Raw genomic sequence first — 18,375 nt, 5'->3', positions numbered from 1 at the left:
TGCGCCAATCGAGACAGGGAGGACGAGCGTGCGGGTAGGTCTGGAACTGGGAGCATTCGAGTGGCCGGGTGGGACCGCCGCGATCGGGGACACGGTCGCGCGGTTCGCCCAGCTCGCCGACGAGGCCGGGTTCAGCTCGCTGAGCACCGGCGACCATCTGTGGCAGGGTTTCAACGCGGGCGGCGAACGCGCACCCTATCTGGAGTGCTTCACCACGCTCGCGGTGATGGCGGCCCACAGCAGGCACTGCCGCATCTCGCCGGTCGTGGCCGGGGTTCACTTCCGGCACCCGTCGCTGCTGGCCAAGACGGTCACCACACTCGACGTCCTGTCGGGTGGCCGCGCGTCGGTCGGACTCGGCGTCGGCTGGAACGCCGAGGAGGCCGTCGGTTCCGGCATTGCCTTCCCTCCGGTGGCCGAGCGGTTCGAGATGCTGGAGGAGACGCTCGCCATCCTGCACGGCTACTGGCACGGCGAGGAAGGTGACGGCCAGGCCTACGAGGGCAGGCACTATCGCCTCGAACGCGTGCTCGGCGTACCGCAGAGCATCACGCGACCGCACCCGCCGATCATGCTCGGCGGCGCGGGTGACAAGACGTTGCGGCTGGTCGCCCGCTACGGCGACGCGTGCAATCTCTACCCGACCCCGGACATGCCCGACCGGCTGGAGCGGCTGCGCGAGATCTGTGCCGAGGTCGGCAGGGACTACGACGAGATCGAGAAGACCTGCTGCCTGCCCTTCGACGTGACCGGCGGCGGGGACGGCGACGACACGCGACAGTTGCTCGACACCCTGGGCCAGCTGTCCGGGCAGGGCATCGAGACCGTGATCGGCATCGTGGCCACGGCCGATCCGCTCCGGCAGGTCGAGCTCATCGGGTCGAAGGTCCTGCCCGAACTCGCCGGCGAGTAACGCCCACCCATCGGCCCAGACAATCCGGAGGTCCTCGTGACGAAGATCGGTTTCCCATCACGGCGGCAACTGACCAGCAAGGCATCCGACATCGTTCCGATTCTGCAGAAGCACGCGCCGTGGGCGGAGGAGAACCGGCGGTTGCACGACGAGGTCGTCGAGGCGATGGCCGACGCGGGCGTCTTCCGGCTGCGCAAGCCGAAGCGCTACGACGGATACGAAGTGAACAGCGAGACGCTGGTCGACGTGCTGTCGGAACTCGGAAGGGGCGACGCCTCGGCGGCGTGGGTCGCCACGGTCTACACCATCCCCGGCTGGATGGCGTGCATGTTCCCCGACGAGGTGCAGGACGAGGTGTTCGCCGACCCGGACACCCGGATCTGCGGCACCCTCAGCCCCAGCGCCACGGCGACCCCGGTGAAGGGCGGCGTCGTGGTGAACGGCAGGTGGCAGTTCATCAGCGGTGCGCACCACAGTCAGTGGCAGCAGATCATCGCCATCCTCGTTCCACCGGACGGCGAACCGCATCCGGTGATGGCGCTCGTGCCGATGTCGGAGTTGCAGATCGTCGACGACTGGCACACCTCGGGGCTGCGGGGCACCGGCAGTGTCAGCACCGTCGCCAACAAGGTGTTCGTCCCGGAGGAGCGGGTGCTGCCGCTCATGGCGGCGGTGGACGGCGAGCCGGTGTCGCGGCACACCGCCGAGTCGCGGGTCTACCGCACCCCGCTGCTGCCGGTGGCGGCGTCCTCGTCGAGCGGCTGCATCGTGGGGCTCGGCAAGGCGGCGAAGCAGGCGTTCGCCGAGCGGCTGCCCGGCCGAAAGATCACCTACACCGACTACGACAGTCAGCGAGACGCTCCCCTGACCCATCTCCAGGTCGCCGAATCCACGATGAAGCTCGACGAGGCCGAGTTCCACGTGCGACGCCTGGCTACCACTGTGGACACCAAGGGCGCCGAAGGGTCGGACTGGACGATCGAGGAGCGCGTGCTGGCCCGCGCCGACCTCGGCCAGGCCGTACGGCTGGTGCGGGAGTCGGTCGACATCCTCGCCACGGCCAGCGGCGGCACGTCGATCTACAGCGACGTCCCGATCCAGCGCATCGCCCGCGACATCCACGCCGTCCACCAGCACGCCCTGATGCACCCGAACACCAACGCGGAGCTGTACGGCCGGGTGCTGTGCGGACTCCCGCCCAACTCCCAGTACGTCTAAAGAATCCAGAAGGGACATCACGATGAGTGTGAGCGCCGGACTCGTCACCGAGCCCGCCGACGCGGACAAGGCCGCCATCGCCGCGGTGACCCAGAAACTGGGCGCCGCGTGGGCCAAACACGACGCGGACACGTTCGCCGAACAGTTCGTCGAGCAGGCGACGATGGTCATCGCGGGCGCCTACTGCGACAACCGCGACGAGATCCGCGAGTACATGGCCGGGGCGTATCGCGGCCGGTTCAAGGACACGCGGGTCATCGGCAAGCCGATCAACATGCGCATGCTCGGCGACGACGTGGCGATCCTGCTGACGCGCGGTGGTGTGCTGGAACCCGGCGACACCGAGCCCCAGCACCACCGAGCCGTCCACGCCTGCTGGGTCGTCGTGCGCGAGGGCACCCAGTGGCGGATCGCCGCCTACCAGAACACCCCGGTCCACAACCCCTGGCCGACCACGGACGACTGATCCGAACCCCGCGCGTGGTCGACGCACCGCCGAGCCTTCCGTGACCTCCTCGCCGGGGGCACCGCGCTCCGCAGGGCGTGCCCCCGGCCTGCCTCGCGTGCGGCCGGGGTTCGCCACGCCTCGCCCGCACGCACGCACCTTTCCCGAAACGAGCTCAGAACGAGGAGGCACGATGGGCACCAGAGCGATCATTCTGGGCGGGAGCATGGCCGGGCTGCTCGCGGCGCGGGTACTGGCGGAGACCTTCACCGAAGTGCTGGTGGTCGACCGCGACAAGCTGGTCGGTGCGGTCGCGCCGCGACGCGGTGTTCCCCAGGGCGCGCACGTCCACGGGTTGCTCGCGCGCGGCCACCAGATCCTGGACGAGCTGTTCGACGGTTTCACCGACGACGCGGTGGCGGCCGGTGCCCTGACCGGAGACCTGGGCGAGCACCGGTGGTTCTTCGCCGGGCACGAGGCGCGCAAGGCCGTCACCGGGATGCGCTATCTCTCCGCCACGCGGCCGGTGCTGGAGAGCTTCGTCCGCAGCCGCGTCGCCGCGCTGGGCAACGTGACCTTCGTGGAACGCCACGACGTCGTCGGGCTCACCTCCACCGCCGACCGGACCCGGATCACGGGTGCCAGGGTCCACGCCGACACGGAGACGACGCTGGACGGCGACCTCGTGGTGGACGCCACCGGCCGCGGCTCCCGCACCCCGGTCTGGCTCGCCGAACTCGGCTACACCAGGCCGGCCGAGGAACGCATCAAGATCGATTTCAGCTACACCACCCGGCTCTACCGGCTGCCCGACGAATCGGTGATGGACGGGGTCAAGTCGGTCAACCCGCTCCCGTCACCGGCGACCCCGCGCAGCGCCTTCTTCTCGGCGATGGAGCACGGCAAGTGGGTGCTCTCGGTGGGCGGGGTGCTCGGTGACCGGGCGCCCACCGACCCCGACGGCTTCCTCGAATACGTGAAGACGCTGCCGGTGCCCGACCTGCACCGCGTGATCGCCGAGGCGGAACCGCTCACCGAACCGGTCTCGTTCCGGTTCCCGGCGAGTGTCCGCCCCCGGTACGACACGCTGACCAGCTTCCCGGACGGCTTCATCGTGCTCGGCGACGCGGCCTGCAGCTTCAACCCCGTCTACGGGCAGGGCATGACCGTGGCCGCGATGGAGGCCCTCGTACTGCGGGAGCACGTGCGGCGCGGCCCGCTGGAGCCGCTCGCGTTCCAGCGCGCCATCGCGGAGGTGATCGACGCTCCCTGGGGCACCGCCGCGGCGGGCGATCTGGCCTATCCCGAGGTGGTGGGGAACCGGCCCGAGGAGGTCCTGCGGATGAACGACTACATGGCGAAGGTGATGGCCGCCGCCTGTCAGGACCCGGACGTGCTGACCGCCTTCATGCGGGTGGCGGGTCTGGTCGACCCGCCGTCGACCCTGATGGAACCGGACCTGCGCGACCGCGTGCTCCAGCTGGCCGGATAGGGACGGGAGCAGGCGATGTCCACTGTCGCTGAGGCGATCGGCAGCGCGCTGGCCCACGCCGGTGTCCGGAACACCTTCGGCCTTGCCGGTGTGGGCAACGTCCGTGTCCTCGCCGCGCTGACCAGCGCGGGCGTGCCGTACGTTCCGGCCAGGCACGAGGCAGGGGCCGTGGCGATGGCCGACGCATACCACCGGGTGTGCGGCGAGGTCGGGGTCTGCACCGTGACCTACGGTCCCGGCCTCACCAACACCGCGACCAGCCTGGCCGACGCGGTGAAGAATCGCAGCGCGGTGGTCGTGCTGTGCGGGGCTCCCCCCGCCGGGCTGACCCGGCCCATCGACGTCGACGACGAGGCGGTCGTCGCCGCGCTCGGCGCGGCCACGGTCCGGGTCACCGACGCGCACGACGCCGTGGCCACGGTGATCGGCGCGCTCCGCTCCGCCAGTGCCGACGCCCGTCCGGTAGTGGTGTTCCTGCCGGTCGACATCCAGGCGATGCCCGCGGTGAGCGGTCCACCCACGCGGCCCGATGCGGTCGCGGTGCCGGTGGCTCTGCCCGCCGAAGCGGAGGTGGACGCCCTGGTGGAGCTGTTGCGTTCCGCCGACCGGCCGCTGCTGCTGGCCGGGCTCGGGGCGTGGCGGGCGAACGCACAGCAGCTCATCGCGGCGGTGGCCGACCGGTGCGGCGGCCTGCTCGCCACCACCCTGCTCGCCAAGGGGATCTTCGGCGACAATCCGTGGTCGATCGGCGTCGTGGGCAGCCTGGCGTCCCCGGTGGCCACCGAACTGCTGGGTGAGGCCGACGTCGTGGTCGCGTTCGGCACGAGCCTGACCGAGTGGACCCTGCACGGCGGCCGGTTGCTCGACCCGGCCGCCACCCTGGTCCAGATCGATCTGCGAGCGGAACAGCTGTCCCCGCGGACGGACCTCGGCGTCATCGGCGACGCGGCCGATGTCGCGGCCGGGGTGCGCGACGGGTTACCCGCCACCACGACCCCCGTGTCCGGCTGGCGGCTCCGGGTCGCCGGACTGCTCGACGGCGTGCGCTGGGAGCAGGTGCGCTACGCCGACCGCAGTACGGCGGACCGGCTCGACCCGCGCACCCTGTCGTCGGCGCTGGCCGAGTTGCTGCCGAAGGATCGCACGCTGGTCACCGACGGTGGCCACTTCATCGGCTGGCCCGCCCGGTACTGGCCGGTCCACGACCCCTCCGGGTTCCTGTTCACCGGCGTGTCGCTGCAGAGCATCGGCCTCGGGTTCGCGGGAGCCGTCGGAGCGGCCGTCGGCCGAACGGACCGGGCCGTCGTCCTGGCCACCGGGGACGGCGGCGCCCTCATGGGCCTGGCCGAACTGGACACGCTCATCCGCACCGCCGACTCGGCGCTCGTCGTGGTGTACGACGACGCCGCCTACGGCGCCGAAGTACACATGCACGGCCGGCTGGGGATCGCCGAGGGCACGGTCTTCACCGACACCGACTTCCGCGGCCTCGCCACCTCGCTGGGGGCCGAGGCCGCGGTGGTGCGGACGCTGGCCGATCTCGACGCCGTCCGTGCCTGGCGTGCCCGCGGCTGCGCGGGCACGTTGCTGCTCGACTGCAAGGTCGTCCGCGACGTCGTCGGCGACTACATGGTCGAGCCGGGTACCGCCGCACGACCGGCCCCCTGAACGCCCGGAGACAGGAACAGGAACAGGAGAGACATGAGCGACCGGACAGTCGTGGAAGCCTGGTTGGCGGACCTGACCTTCCCCTACTACATGGACACCCTGCACGCGAGGGCCCGCGAGTTCGAGCGGGCACATCCCGAGTACGAGATCCGCGTCCGCGGCGTCTACTTCGAGGACATGCCCGGCGCGGTGGCCCGAGGGGTGCGTGAGGGCACGACACCGGCGATCGCGGAGTACTACTACACGGAGACACCGCACGCGCTCGACGAGGTCGACAGCACCGGGCGGCCGGTGTTCACCTCGGTCTCGGAGGCGGTCGGCGGCCGAGCCGAGATCCTCGGCGAGCGGGTCGTCCTCGACGACCTGCTGCCCGCGTTGCGGGCCCAGTACACCTGCTACGGCGAGCTGAGGTCGCTGCCGACGGTGGCGACCACCTACAACCTGTTCACCAACGTCACCATGCTCAAGGCCGCCGGCGTGTCCGAGGTGCCGCGTACCTGGCAGGAACTGCGTGCCGCCTGCGAGCGGGTGGTGGCGTCGCCGTCCGGGCCGTCGCACGCGATCGGCTGGGCGAACCACGGCATCCCGTTCCAGCACGCCATGGCCGTGCAGGGCGGAAAGATCGCCGACAACGGCAACGGCCGGAACGGCCGCGCCCGCACCATCGACTTCACCAGCCCGGAGATGCTGGCGTGGGTGTCGTGGTGGCGCGCGCTGCACAAGGACGGCCTCTACGAGTACTCGGGCGAGCTGGGCGACTGGTTCGGCACGTTCGAGCTGTTCGCCCAGCAGCGGCTCGCCTTCCGCATGAGCTCGTCCAACGACATCGGCACGACCGCCGAGGCCGCCGAGGAGGCCGGGTTCGAGCTGGCCGTGTCCCGGTTCCCGTACAACGCCGACACGCCCTACCACGGCAACGTGGTCGCCGGTACCTCGCTGTGGCTCGCCGACGGACTGGACGAGCGCACCCGGGACGGCGCCCTGGCGTTCATGCAGTTCCTCGCGAACCCGCAGCACGTCGCCGAGTACCACAAGGAACACAGCTTCATCCCCGTCACGGGCGCGGGATACTCCCTGCTGCGACAGCAGGGTTGGTTCGACGAGCACCCGCACCACCTCGCGCCCCACGAGCAGCTGGAGTCGACGACGGCCACCGGCAGGCCCGGCGCGGGTGCGCTCGTCGGCGACTACTTCCGCATCCAGGACCTGCTCGCCGCCGCCATGCACGATGTGCTGGTCCGCGACGTGGACCCGATGGAGCGGCTGGCCCGCGCGTCAGCCGATGCCCAGGTCCTGCTCGACGAGTACCTGGAGCAGCGACCCGACTCCCCCTGGCGGTAGTCCCGCCGGGCGGCGGAGAGCAACATCGCGACAATGTCGCAACCTCACCGTGGGTCGGCGGTATGGCGGCGAAAACCGGCTAACCTGGAGATCATGGCACCCTCACGTTCCTATGACGACGGGTGTGCGACGGCGTACGCCCTGGACATCGTGGGCGAGCGTTGGGGCCTGCTGATCGTGCGGGAGCTGTTGCTCGGCCCGAAACGCTTCACGGATCTGCGGGCCGATCTGCCCGGCGTGAGCCCGACCGTGCTCTCCCAGCGCCTGCGTGAGTTCGTGCGGGCTGGGGTCACGGACCGGCGCCGCCTGCCCCCACCGGTGTCCTCGCACGTCTACGAGCTGACCGAGTGGGGGTACAAACTGGAGCCGGTGATCCACACGCTCGGCGGGTGGGCACTACAGTCGCCCGACCCGCCTCGCCGGCCTCCGCAGAGCGTCGACGCCAACGTGTTGTCACTTCGCGTCATGTTCGACCCGGTCGCCGCCGCGGGCCGGACGGTCCGGTTCGTCCTGTCCATCGGCCCGCGGCGGTACCGGGTGTGCATCGTGGACGGTGAACTCGACCTGGCCCGCGGTGGTCTCGACCAGCCGGACGCCCTCATCGACACCGACATCCGCACGCTGCACGCCTACCTCTGCCGCACCCGCTCGCTGCGGGAAACCCTCCGCCAGGGGGATTTCCACGTGCGCGGGAGCATGGCGGCCGTGGCCGAACTGCCCAGTCTGTTCTGCCCGGTACGGCACCGGGCTCCGGCGCCGTCGCCCTCGGCCGCACGCGGTTGACAGCCGGTCGTCCGGCCATTTCTCCGTCTGTGCCGACCTGCCCGCGAACCCCACCGGGCACCGTGGAAGCGCGCTAGCTTGGGCCTGACATACCGGAGGAGGGGACCATGCCGACCGTCCTGGGCTCGGTGCGCAGGCTGACGATGACGCCCTCACTGACCGCGGTCACGTTCGAACGGCGTCGCTTCCCGCCGGGACCAGCCGACGTCGCCCGGCACCTGGAAGCCATCCCGCAGGCAGTGCTCTGCGGCTTCGAGTGGGGCATCGACACCCGCTCACAGTGGGAGCTCGAACGCCGGCTCTCGCTGGTGCGCGAGGAACAACTCGGATTCGCCTACGAGGGCGCCACAATGGCCTGCACGATCCTCGACGCGATGCGCGGTGGGCGCGGCAGGCGCACCCGCGAGCTGCTCGACGGCCCGGGGCGTCCGCACCTGTTCCTGGCCTACATCGGGATCGGGTTCGCGATGGCCCGCCTGCCCCGGCCGCTGTGGCGCGGCGTGGTTCCGGAGCTGACCGAATCCTCGCCCTACCATCCCGCGATGAGCTGGCTCGCCGTCGACGGCTACGGCTTCGACCGCGCCTACTTCGACACCCGCAAATGGGTCGAGCGCCAGCACGTTCCCGCGCCCTATCCCTGGCAGGGCAGGCCGGAGTACTTCCACCGGGCTCTCGACCAGGGAATCGGCCGCGCGCTGTGGTTCATCCACGGCGCCCGGCCGGACGACGTCGCGCAGGCACTCGCCCGGTTCGCCCCCGGCCGGCACGCCGACCTGTGGAGTGGGGTGGGCCTGGCCTCGACGTTCGCGGGCGGCGCGGCACCGGAAGCGCTGCGGACGTTGCGCCGCCACGCGGACGGCTATCGCGACGAGGTGGCGCTCGGCATGGTGTTCGCCGCCAAGGCCCGAAGCCATGCCCGGTACGTGCCGGAACACACCGAGTGGGCGGCACGGGCGCTCGGCGACATCGACGTCGACGCGGCGGTGGCGCTCGCCGACGACACGGTTGTCACCGACGCCACCGGTACCGATCCGACCTACGAGTTGTGGCGGCGGAAGATCAGGGCGCATTTCGCTTCCCTGCCCGGCTGACAAGCCTCCGCACAGTGGCTGTGCTGCTCGCGGGCCTCGCCCGGCGGCTCGCCGCGTCGGCGGACCGTCAGGTGGTGGCCGATTCCCTGGCGCGCTCGTCCAGCAGGGCCAACAGCACCGGTGGGTCCAGCCGGGTCATCGGTCGCAACCGCACGTCGGCCGCCCGCACGTGGGTCTCGGGCCGAATCGTGATCGGGCCGTTGTTTCCGATGTAGAAGCCGTGTCCGGATTCCTGCGGGGTCGGGGCGACCGGTGCCCGGTCGGTGGCGACGGAGTAGCTCAACACGTACCACGTGCCCAGGGGCACGTCGTTCAACTCGTAGGAGCCGGGTTTGCGCAGCGCTGTACACCGCACCGGGCGCCCCTGGGGCAACCGGTCGGGAAACAGGCCGACGAAGATCTGGCCGAGTCCGGAGGGAACGGACGGAGCGGCGACCTGGCCACGCACGGTCGCGGACCGGGTGGTGCTCCGGTGCCCGCTCGACAGGGTGCCGCAGGTGTCGAGCGGCGCGCCGCCCATGCGGCGGTACGCACTCGGCGACATCCCGACGCTGCTGCGAAACCGGGCGCTGAAGGTGCCGACGCTCTGGTAACCGACCCGCTGGCTGACCTCGGTGACACTCAGCGAGGTGGACAGCAACAGGCGCTTGGCCTCCTGCAGTCGCATGGCCGCCAGGAAACGTCCTGGTGACACTCCGGTGGCTTTCTGGAAAACCCGGGAGAAATGGAACTTGCTGAACATCGCGGCCCGAGCCATATCCTCCAGCGTGACCTGCTCGGACATATTGCGATACATGACATCGATCGCGCAGCCAATCGCGTTCTCAATCAATTTGTCCACCGTACCCTCCCGGGTATTCTCCGAACGGCAAATCAATCGATTACCGGAATCGCGCGATCCGCGACCATAATCACTGACCGGAAAATTGTGTTCACAGTCTTACGGTGTTTCAGTTGGCTGCCAACGACTTACGCTAGCAGCCACTTCCAGTGCATGCAAGCGCACAGTGACCCTTTCGCCACCCTACGAACGAAGGGAACTCACGAACGAGTTGCGCATCAACATGAATTTTACAGAGCGTGATCAAATACGATTATTCCGTCAGTCTTCCGAGGCCGCACGCACATTCCGTAAATGAATACTCCGGATGGGCCACAACAAGCCCGCACGCTCGGAGGTGCCCCCGAACGACCGTGACACAGAGGATGGATCCCACGGCACTCGACACAGGCGGGCTCACCGCGATGCGGTTTCGATTAATCGTCACGCCAGTGCGGACGGGAGGAATTCGATGGATGCCGAGGATGTCCAGACACTGACACTGGAGGCATTCGCCGACACCATTGTTCCTGGTGAGCGGCGGTCGTCCCAGGACAGAGCCATCGCGGGCGCCGCCACCGGACCGGGCGCGGTCCAGGCCGGCGCACTCGACCTGCTGCGAACCCCGGCAACCGGTGTCACGGCCGGACTCGGCCCCATGACGGACGCGCTCAACGCGCATGCCACCGCGTACGCCGCCGAGCTCGGCCTGGAACTGGACGGCGACGTTCCCGCCTTCGTCGGCCTCACCTACGAGCACCGCAGCGCGCTGGTCGCTCGGCTCGTCGCGCCGGGGCATCCGGAGAAGGACGGCTGGATCCTGCTCACGATGTTCAGCTACATGGCCTACGACAGCGCGCCGCACCTCCACACCGCCGACGCGATGGCGGCGGACCATCCCGGCCTGCTCGCGCTCGGTTTCGGCAAGCCGGACGAGGACGGCCTGTGGCGCTTCCGCGACTTCTCCTACGGCCGGGCGCTGGCACGGCCGCATCCGGACACCACACCCTCCGGGAGCCCGGCATGACCGTCGAGTCCACGGACGTACTGATCATCGGCAGCGGCTTCGGCGGCGCGATCGCCGCCTACTACCTGGCCGCGGGCGGAGCCCGTGTCGTCGTGCTCGAACGCGGTCCCTGGCTGGAGGGCCAGGACTTCGAGCACGACTTCCTGCTGGGTTCCTCGAACACGAGGGTGTTCGACTTCGTCGCGGGCGACGGCATGAGCGTACTGTCGGGTAACTGCGTCGGCGGCGGCAGCGTCGTGTACTTCGCCGCCCTGCCACGCGCACCACGGTTCGCGTTCGAGCGGCACGGCAGCATCGGCCGCCGGATGTGGCCCGCCGCGATCACCCGGGACAGCCTCGATCCCTGGTACGACCGGATCACCGAGGCGATGATCGTCGAGCAGCAGACGTGGGACGACGTCACCTACGCCGGTGGTCTCTGGGCCGCCGCGTGCGACCACGCGGGCCGCACGGCCAATCCAGTACCGGTCGGAGTCGATCGTGCGAAGTGTACGAACTGCAACTGGATGATGTCCGGATGCCGGTTCGACGCCAAGCGCTCACTGCTGTTCAACTACATTCCGGCCGCGGTCGCGCACGGTGCCGACGTGCGCCCGCTGCACGAGGTGCAGCGCATCACCCGCACCGACGACCACGGCTACCGCGTGCATTACTCGCACGTCGACGACGAGGACTACCGGGTCCACACCGGTGAGGGCACGATCGACGCGAAGATCGTCGTCGTGGCCGCGGGCGCGGGCGCCACACCGCTGATCCTGAAACGCTCGGAGGATTCGCTCGGAACCATGCCGCACGCGGTCGGCCGGTACTTCTCCGGCAACGGCGAGCGGCTGAACACCGCGGTGATCAACGAAGAGCGGGTGCGGGACGTACTGGGCCTCGACCGAGGCAACGGGCTGGCCTACCAGGCCAACCAGATCGGCAAGGGCCCCGTCGTCGCCAGCTGGGACCGGTTGTCGGCCTCGCTGCCGGAGTACTCCCGGTTCTCGCTCGAACAGCTGTACTTCCCACCCGGCCTCGGCACGATCCTGGCGCAGGCACCGGGCGCGGAGGACCCGGCGTGGTTCGGGCCCGCGAAGAAGGAGATGCTCGACCGCTGGAAGTCGTGGCTGATCATCTTCCAGATGACCGAGGACGACAACGAGGGCGTGTTCGGACCTCCACCGCCCACCGGCAACGCCTACCGCATCTCACAGCAGATGCTCGGCCGCGGTGTGCTGCACTACGACCCGACACCGAACACGTTGCGGGGCTGGGCCGAGGCGGACGCCGAGGTCAAGGACATCCTCGAACGGGACGGGCTCGCCGAGGTCACGCCGTGGACCAACGACGTGGTCGGCGCCTACACCGTGCATCCCCTGGCGTCCTGCCGGATCGGCGACGACCCCGCGACCTCGGCGCTCGACGACCGGCACGAACTGCGCGGTCATCCGGGCATCTTCGTCACCGACGGATCGGCCGTTCCCGGTGCGCTCACCGTCAACCCCGCGCTCACCATCGGCGCGCTGGCCGAACGCGCCATCCCCGGAATCGTGCGGGCGGCCCAGGCACGCGGGGTTCCGGTGCGCTATCACGACGCCGTGCCCTCCGGCGACACCGCGCCGACTCCCCGCGCGGCCGGTACAGGGCAACAGTGGAGCACGGCGTGAGAGTCCACGCGACTACCCTCGATCGATCCCGCCGCGTATCGGCGTGAACACGGGCAAAGTGAGGGCCGAATGGGCCGGGCGTGGCTGCGCGGGCGGCATGGCGCTGAGCTCGCGCAGTCCGGCATTGCGCCGCTCCAGTGCCTCGACTGTGGTCGGGAAAAGTGTGGCACCGCCGTTGTCGACGAGCCCCTGGTTCACGGCTACGAACTCACGAGTGGCGTTCTCGTAGGCAGCGAAGCCCGTGGTGTGGTCCCGGACGGCCAGCGAACCGGCGAGCATGTAGGCGCCGACGAGCGCGAGACTGGAGCCCTGCCCGGTCAGGAACGAGGGCGCATATGCGGCGTCGCCCACCAGCGCGACCCTGCCGCTCGACCAGCGCGGCATGCGGATCTGACTGACCCCGTCGAAGAACACGTCGTCCGCCTCGCACATCGCGGCCAGCATGTTCGGGACTTCCCAACCGGCATCGGCGAAGGTCGCGATGATCAGATCGCGCTGGCGGTCAGGATCTGCGAACGCGTCGAATGGCGGTTCCGGCGCCGCGAAGTTCAGGAAGGCATGCACTTCGTCGTCGCCCACAGCGTAGAGCGCCGCGGCCCTGCCTGGCGTGTTCCACAGCACGGTCTCGTGGGAGAGCCCGACGGTGTTGCGCATGGTGAACACGGCAACGCAGTAGCCGAGGTACCGGTGAAACCGGCTCTCCGGACCGAATACCTCCTTCCGCGTCCGTGAGTGCGCACCGTCCGCACCAAAGACCATGTCGAACGTGCGTTCGCGACCCCCGCTGAAGGTGACGTCGACACCACTGCCGGACTGCTCAAGGGTGTCGATGGAGTCGCCGAACACGAACTCCACGTCATCACGAACGGCCCCGTAGAGTGCGTCGGTCAGATCCCCGCGCCGCACCTCCAGATCCTTCCCCTCGGCACCGCCGGTGACGGCGTGCGGGTGGACCGAGGCCACTTCACTGCCGTCCCCGTCGAGGAAGGTCAGCCTGCGCAGGTCGATGTGCGCTTCCCGCAGGCGCGGCAGGAGCCCCATCCTCCTGACGACCTCCAGCGCGGTTCCACGCACATCGATGGGGTAACCACCGCTGCGAACCGTGCCCGCCCGCTCCACCACCGTGACCGCGTATCCGTAGCGGTTCAGCCAGAACGCCAGCGCGGTGCCCGCGATGCTGGCCCCGGAGATGAGAACCCTGCGGCCCGAGGTGTTCCGCAAATCCGTCAGCTGATCAGTGCGGGTCATTCGTTGACTCCTTTGCGCATGGTGCGGGTGACAAGCAGGGACAGCGCCGTGACGGCGGCTGCGACGGAAAATCCGATGACAAAGGCAGATTCGGCGGGGACATGCGAGCCCGGAGGGGTACCAGCGGCGAGCAGAGCACCGCTGAGCTGCGAACCGACGGCGTAGCCGACCACGCGAGTGACCAGGACCAGGCTGCTGGCGATGCCGGTCTCGTTCGAAGCGACGGAGGTGGCGATGCTGGTCATCATCGCCGTGACGCACAGGCCGTTGGCCAGCGCGATCAGTGCCTTGCCGACGACGAGGTGCCAGATCTCGGAGTGCTCGGCCGCCACGGCGATCAGAGCGACGACCAGGATGACGGCCCCGGTCGTGACCACGGCACGCGCCCCGAGACGCCGCACCCCGATCCCGGCGAGCGGCCCGGCCAGCGACGCGGCCACCGCACCCGGGAGCAGGAAGAAGCCGATCTCGGTCGCGGTGGCCCCGAATCCGTGGGCGCCCCTGGGCACCGCGAACAGCTGCGGAACGAGAAAGACCGCGACCGAGGTACCGACACAGACCACGAACGTCAGCACACACGACTTCCACACCGCAGGCCGTGCCAGCATGCGCAAGTCGATCATCGGCGAGGCCGCACGACGCTCGACCGCGACCCATCCGGCCACGAGCGCGCCCAGGAGCGCGAGAAGGGCGCCGAGCAGGAGCGGCCGCGAGGCGATGTCGGGCGCCAGCGCGAGCACCAGCATGAGCGTGACCAGCACGCCGCTCAGGAGAACCAACCCCGGCCAGTCGACCCCGGCTTCGTCCGACCGGTCCGGTTGATCATGCGGCACCAACCGGTTCACCGACATGGTGGCCACGATGACCGCGAGCGTCGGCAGCGCGAACATCCATTGCCGGGACAGTCCTTCGGCGACGGGCCCTGCCGCGAGCGTTCCCGCCATCCCCCCTCCCACAAATAGTCCGCTGACCACCCCGATTGCCACCTTCGATGCGCCAACGGGAAGGTGTTTGCGCGCCACGATGAACGACAGCGGCAGCGCCCCCACCATCGCGCCCTGCAGCACTTGGCCCGCCAGCAGCACCGGCAGATTCGGCGCCATCGCGGACACCACACCACCGACCGATACCACCGCCATCAACCGGATCAGGACTCGTTTTCCGCCGTAGCGATCGCCGAGCTTGCCGGCGATCGGTGTGACGAGCGCACCGGTGATGAGGAGCACGATGCTGAGCAGCGCCCCTTCGGCCGGAGTCATGCCCAACTCGCGTTGCAGGAGCGGAAGCGTCGGTGTCACCACCGACTCCAAGGCACCGGTTGCCAGCGCCAGCATGCCGAGGGCCCCGACGGCTGCCTTCCCGATACCGACCGGGACAGCCGGGGTCGTGGTCATGAATGTCCCTTTCGTTTCGTCGCGCAGAACGACATGGAGCTGGTGCGGCCAGGCGGACCGTCGACGCACCAGTCGGCCCGCCGATCGGGTGCGATCAGTCACAGGGCGCTGCGGCTATTCGATGGCGCGCGCCGCCTCAGCCGGTCGGCTCCGCGTCGCGCGCCACGCGGGAAGGAGCATGGCGCCGAGGATCAGCAGAATGGTGAGCGCGACCGTCGACACGTACATCAACGGGGTCCCGGCGGGCAGTACCGAGTCGAGGCGCTTGAGGCTGACGGGCACCAGAATTCCGATCGCGGCAACGCTGCCCAGTCCGATGCCGCTGACGGCGAGGATCGCGCCTTCCAGGCAGACCATCCGCAGTACCTGACCTCGAGTCGAGCCCGCGAGCCGCTGCAGCCCGAATTCCCGCCGCCTCGCCGTCACACTCGACACCAGAGTGTTGATCATCGTGATCGCCGCGTACCCGGCGATCACGATCACCATGATGTAGATCGCGAAGTTGGCCGTCTCCTTCTGGCCCTCATACTCGTTGAGCAGGACGTCGCGGCCGGCTATCGCCAGACCATCCTCGGCGGAGGCCCACTGGATCAGGTCCGCCACCAACCGCTCGGGGTCGGTGTGCTCGTCCGATTTGACCAGGATGCGTGTCGCGTGTCCCTCGGTGGTGTGGGCGGCCAGAGTGCCTGCCGGGAGCAACAGGGGGTCGTAGTCGTCCGGGGCGGCGAACAGCGCGGCCACCCGCACGTCGAGGGAGGTGTTGTCTCCCATCCGCAGCGTGATCGTGTCGCCGACGCCGACTCCCAGCTTCTCGGCGTGCCGATCCTTGATCGCGACCGTGTCAGCGTGCAGGTCGGCGATGTCGCCATCGGTGACCCTGACCGGCGTGGTGGCGACCGCGCCCTCGGCGGTAACGCCCCGGAGGGTCCAACCCTCGTTCATCGGCGAACTGTCATCCGGCTTCTCGATGAACCCGACACTGGTGACATGTTCAGAGGCGCCGACGACGCCGGACAGGTCGCTGATCTGGTTCACCAAGTCCGCGTCGAAGCCACCCTGACTGGTCACCACAGCATCCGCGACCAGGTTCTCGGCGAAGGCCAGCCGATCAGCCTCGTCGTTCGTCGTCTGTAGATAGAGCATGCCGGTCGACACCGCGGTCAGCAGGATGACCGGTCCCACGACGGCCGCCATCCGACCGGTGCGGCCACGTGCGTTGAGCACGGCGAGCTGGCCGGTCACACCACCCCATACCCGCACGGGCCACTGCACGGCGAAGGTCATGACCTTCGTCAGCACGGGTGCGAGCAAGGCGAATCCGATGGCGAGGAGGATGACGGCAGGTGCGGCGGTGGCCGGTGTGAGTGGTCCACTGATCACGGCGATGGTCACGATGCTCAGAGCGATCCCACCAGCGAGGCAGACCGTCGCCAGGAGGATGCGTACGCCGCCGATCAGTCTGCCTTCGACAGAGACCTCCGCGAGCGCCTGGGTCGGCCTGACTTGGGACGCTCTTCTGCCCGCGCCCAGGGCACCGGCCAGCGCCGCGAGGATCGCCACCACCGTGGCTGCGAGGGTCGGGATCCAGCCCTGCTGAAAGACCACGCCGTCCGCGGCGATGCCGCGCTCGGCCAGCCGGTCGAACACGAACTCGCCCAGGGCCCGGCCCGGGAAGTAGGCGAGTGCCGTGGCGAGCAGGGACAACAGCAGCGTCTCGTACCGGATCAGCAGACGCAGCTGGCGGGGTGTCGCTCCCACAGCTCGCAGCAACGCCAGATCCTGCTGGCGCGAGGCGATCGAAAAGGCGAGCATGGAAGCCACCCCGAAAATCGAAACCAGGGTGGCGAACGCAGTGAAGACTCCGGCCAGAGCCATCACCGTCACACCGCTCGCCTTGGCCTCGCGCAGTTCGGCCTGCCCCCGTTGGTCACCGACCAGGCTGATGGTCGCGCTGTCCAACTCGGCGTCGACTCGCTCCCGGAGCTCGCTGACGTCCACTCCGGGCTCGGCGACCACTCCGATCGCATCGACCGTGCCCGGCGGCGGGGCGCCCTCGAAGACGAACTCCTCGACTGCCCGGACACCGGGCAGGGCCGCGATCGTGTCCGTCAGCGCTTCGTCGATACGGACCCGTTCGGGCAGGATCGGAGGTTCGTCCGGGTCGGCGCCGGAGTCGTGATATTCCTGGTCGCCTGCGACGACGATGTCGGCCGAGTCCAGCTGCCGCGGAGGGACGGCCGTGCGGATGCCGGTCTCGATCAGGCCGCCACAGGCCATCATGATGGCCGCAGCGAAGAACATGGCGATAAAGGCCGCCGCGAACATACCCGCGCGGAACCGCAGGGTGCGCAGTGCGAACCGCAGCATCAGCGCTGCCCTCCCCGGTTCGTCGCCGACCGAGGGGCAGGATCTTCGTCGGCGAAAGCGCCAAGGCGGGTCATGCGGTTGGCCACGGAGTCAGGGTTCGGCGAACGCAGCTCATCGACAAGACGCCCGTCGGCGAGGAACAGGACGCGGTCGGCGTACGACGCCGCGACCGGGTCGTGGGTCACCATCACGATCGTCTGACCGGCTGCCTGCGACGAGTACCGCAACAGCCTGAGAATGTCACGCGCCGTCCTGGTGTCCAGCGCTCCGGTCGGTTCGTCGGCGAAGATGACGGCGGGGTCGTTGACCAACGCCCTGGCGATGGCGACGCGCTGCTGCTGCCCGCCGGACAGCTCCGCCGGCCGGTGGTTGCTCCGCTGGGCCAGGCCGACCTGGTCGAGAACGCTCGCTACCAGGCCAGGGGCGGGTTTGCGACCGGCGAGCTGTAGCGGCAACGTCACGTTCTGCCGCACGGTGAGAACCGGCAACAGGTTGAAGGACTGGAAGACGAAGCCGATCCGGTCGCGCCGCAGCCTCGTCAACTCGGTCTCGTTCATCTCACCAAGCTCATGCTCCTCAAGCACCACCGAACCCGACGTCGGGTGATCGAGCCCGGCCGCGCACTGCATCAGAGTGCTCTTGCCGGAACCCGACGGCCCCATGATCGCCGTGAACGTTCCTCGACCGAACTGCGTCGTCACGTCCCTGAGCGCCACCACCGGGTTGTCACGCCGTCCGTATCGTTTGCCGACGGCTGTCAGCCGAACCGCATCGGTGGTGTCTCCCGTAAGTTTCAACATTTCTTCCTGCCGCCACTGTCCGACCCGATGCCGGACGGTTCAGTCATCAACCCTGGCGTCTACGGCGGTCGCACACATCGTTCGCCGAGACCGACCTTCGTCTGATGCACACGGACCAA

At 69.2% G+C, this 18,375-nt stretch carries 15 protein-coding genes; 10 read left to right on the top strand and 5 right to left on the bottom strand.

What is annotated here, in order from left to right:
* The first annotated feature begins 28 nt into the window (after nt 1-28).
* From FFT09_RS12275 to FFT09_RS12240, 8 genes are all read left to right on the top strand, one after another.
* On the top strand, nt 29-913 hold the full coding sequence (locus FFT09_RS12275; RefSeq protein WP_081191626.1) for an LLM class flavin-dependent oxidoreductase: 885 nt from the start codon (nt 29-31) through the stop codon (nt 911-913).
* Nucleotides 914-949: 36 nt separating this feature from the next.
* Nucleotides 950-2,131, top strand: coding sequence for an acyl-CoA dehydrogenase family protein (locus FFT09_RS12270; RefSeq protein ID WP_024875097.1), 1,182 nt, complete (start codon nt 950-952; stop codon nt 2,129-2,131).
* Nucleotides 2,132-2,153: 22 nt separating this feature from the next.
* Nucleotides 2,154-2,597, top strand: coding sequence for an SgcJ/EcaC family oxidoreductase (locus FFT09_RS12265; protein WP_081191627.1), 444 nt, complete (start codon nt 2,154-2,156; stop codon nt 2,595-2,597).
* Nucleotides 2,598-2,769: 172 nt separating this feature from the next.
* Entirely contained in the window at nt 2,770-4,068 is a 1,299-nt protein-coding gene (locus FFT09_RS12260; RefSeq protein WP_081191628.1) for an FAD-dependent oxidoreductase, read from the top strand.
* A gap of 15 nt (nt 4,069-4,083) precedes the next feature.
* Nucleotides 4,084-5,736, top strand: coding sequence for a thiamine pyrophosphate-binding protein (locus FFT09_RS12255; protein WP_138382773.1), 1,653 nt, complete (start codon nt 4,084-4,086; stop codon nt 5,734-5,736).
* Between the two features lie 33 nt (nt 5,737-5,769).
* A complete protein-coding gene (locus tag FFT09_RS12250) occupies nt 5,770-7,077 on the top strand; it encodes an extracellular solute-binding protein (RefSeq protein WP_024875100.1) in 1,308 nt (435 codons plus the stop codon).
* A gap of 93 nt (nt 7,078-7,170) precedes the next feature.
* Nucleotides 7,171-7,860 carry a winged helix-turn-helix transcriptional regulator gene (locus FFT09_RS12245; protein ID WP_138382772.1) on the top strand — a complete coding sequence of 230 codons (690 nt, stop codon included), beginning with the start codon at nt 7,171-7,173 and terminating at the stop codon, nt 7,858-7,860.
* A gap of 107 nt (nt 7,861-7,967) precedes the next feature.
* Nucleotides 7,968-8,951 carry a DUF1702 family protein gene (locus FFT09_RS12240; RefSeq protein WP_081191631.1) on the top strand — a complete coding sequence of 328 codons (984 nt, stop codon included), beginning with the start codon at nt 7,968-7,970 and terminating at the stop codon, nt 8,949-8,951.
* A 67-nt stretch (nt 8,952-9,018) separates the two neighbouring features.
* Here the strand turns inward: FFT09_RS12240 and FFT09_RS12235 are convergent, their stop codons facing one another.
* The gene (locus FFT09_RS12235) at nt 9,019-9,792 is read right to left on the bottom strand and encodes a helix-turn-helix domain-containing protein (RefSeq protein WP_138382770.1); all 774 of its coding nucleotides are present in this window, start codon (nt 9,790-9,792) and stop codon (nt 9,019-9,021) included.
* A gap of 451 nt (nt 9,793-10,243) precedes the next feature.
* On the opposite strand from FFT09_RS12235, the gene FFT09_RS12230 reads away from it, so the two are divergent.
* Both FFT09_RS12230 and FFT09_RS12225 read left to right on the top strand, forming a co-directional pair.
* Nucleotides 10,244-10,798 (top strand): DUF5987 family protein, encoded by a 555-nt coding sequence (locus tag FFT09_RS12230; protein WP_138382768.1) that lies wholly within the window; start codon nt 10,244-10,246, stop codon nt 10,796-10,798.
* Complete coding sequence (locus FFT09_RS12225) at nt 10,795-12,447, top strand: FAD-dependent oxidoreductase (RefSeq protein ID WP_081191633.1); 1,653 nt, start codon at nt 10,795-10,797, stop codon at nt 12,445-12,447. The genes FFT09_RS12230 and FFT09_RS12225 overlap by 4 nt, the downstream gene beginning before the upstream one ends.
* Nucleotides 12,448-12,459: 12 nt before the next feature.
* Here the strand turns inward: FFT09_RS12225 and FFT09_RS12220 are convergent, their stop codons facing one another.
* The 4 genes from FFT09_RS12220 to FFT09_RS12205 are packed head-to-tail and all read right to left on the bottom strand — an operon-like array spanning nt 12,460 to nt 18,256.
* Complete coding sequence (locus FFT09_RS12220; RefSeq protein ID WP_167305370.1) at nt 12,460-13,695, bottom strand: FAD-dependent monooxygenase; 1,236 nt, start codon at nt 13,693-13,695, stop codon at nt 12,460-12,462.
* Nucleotides 13,692-15,191, bottom strand: coding sequence for an MFS transporter (locus tag FFT09_RS12215; RefSeq protein WP_244231336.1), 1,500 nt, complete (start codon nt 15,189-15,191; stop codon nt 13,692-13,694). Before FFT09_RS12215 ends, FFT09_RS12220 begins: the two co-directional genes overlap by 4 nt.
* Nucleotides 15,192-15,203: 12 nt before the next feature.
* Entirely contained in the window at nt 15,204-17,456 is a 2,253-nt protein-coding gene (locus FFT09_RS12210) for an ABC transporter permease (RefSeq protein ID WP_138382766.1), read from the bottom strand.
* Nucleotides 17,456-18,256, bottom strand: coding sequence for an ABC transporter ATP-binding protein (locus FFT09_RS12205; RefSeq protein WP_138382765.1), 801 nt, complete (start codon nt 18,254-18,256; stop codon nt 17,456-17,458). The genes FFT09_RS12210 and FFT09_RS12205 overlap by 1 nt, the downstream gene beginning before the upstream one ends.
* Between the last annotated feature and the right edge of the window lie 119 nt (nt 18,257-18,375).

The organism is Saccharomonospora piscinae, assembly GCF_005862235.1.
GTDB lineage: Bacteria > Actinomycetota > Actinomycetes > Mycobacteriales > Pseudonocardiaceae > Saccharomonospora > Saccharomonospora piscinae.
This window is presented reverse-complemented; position numbering and strand designations above follow the sequence as displayed.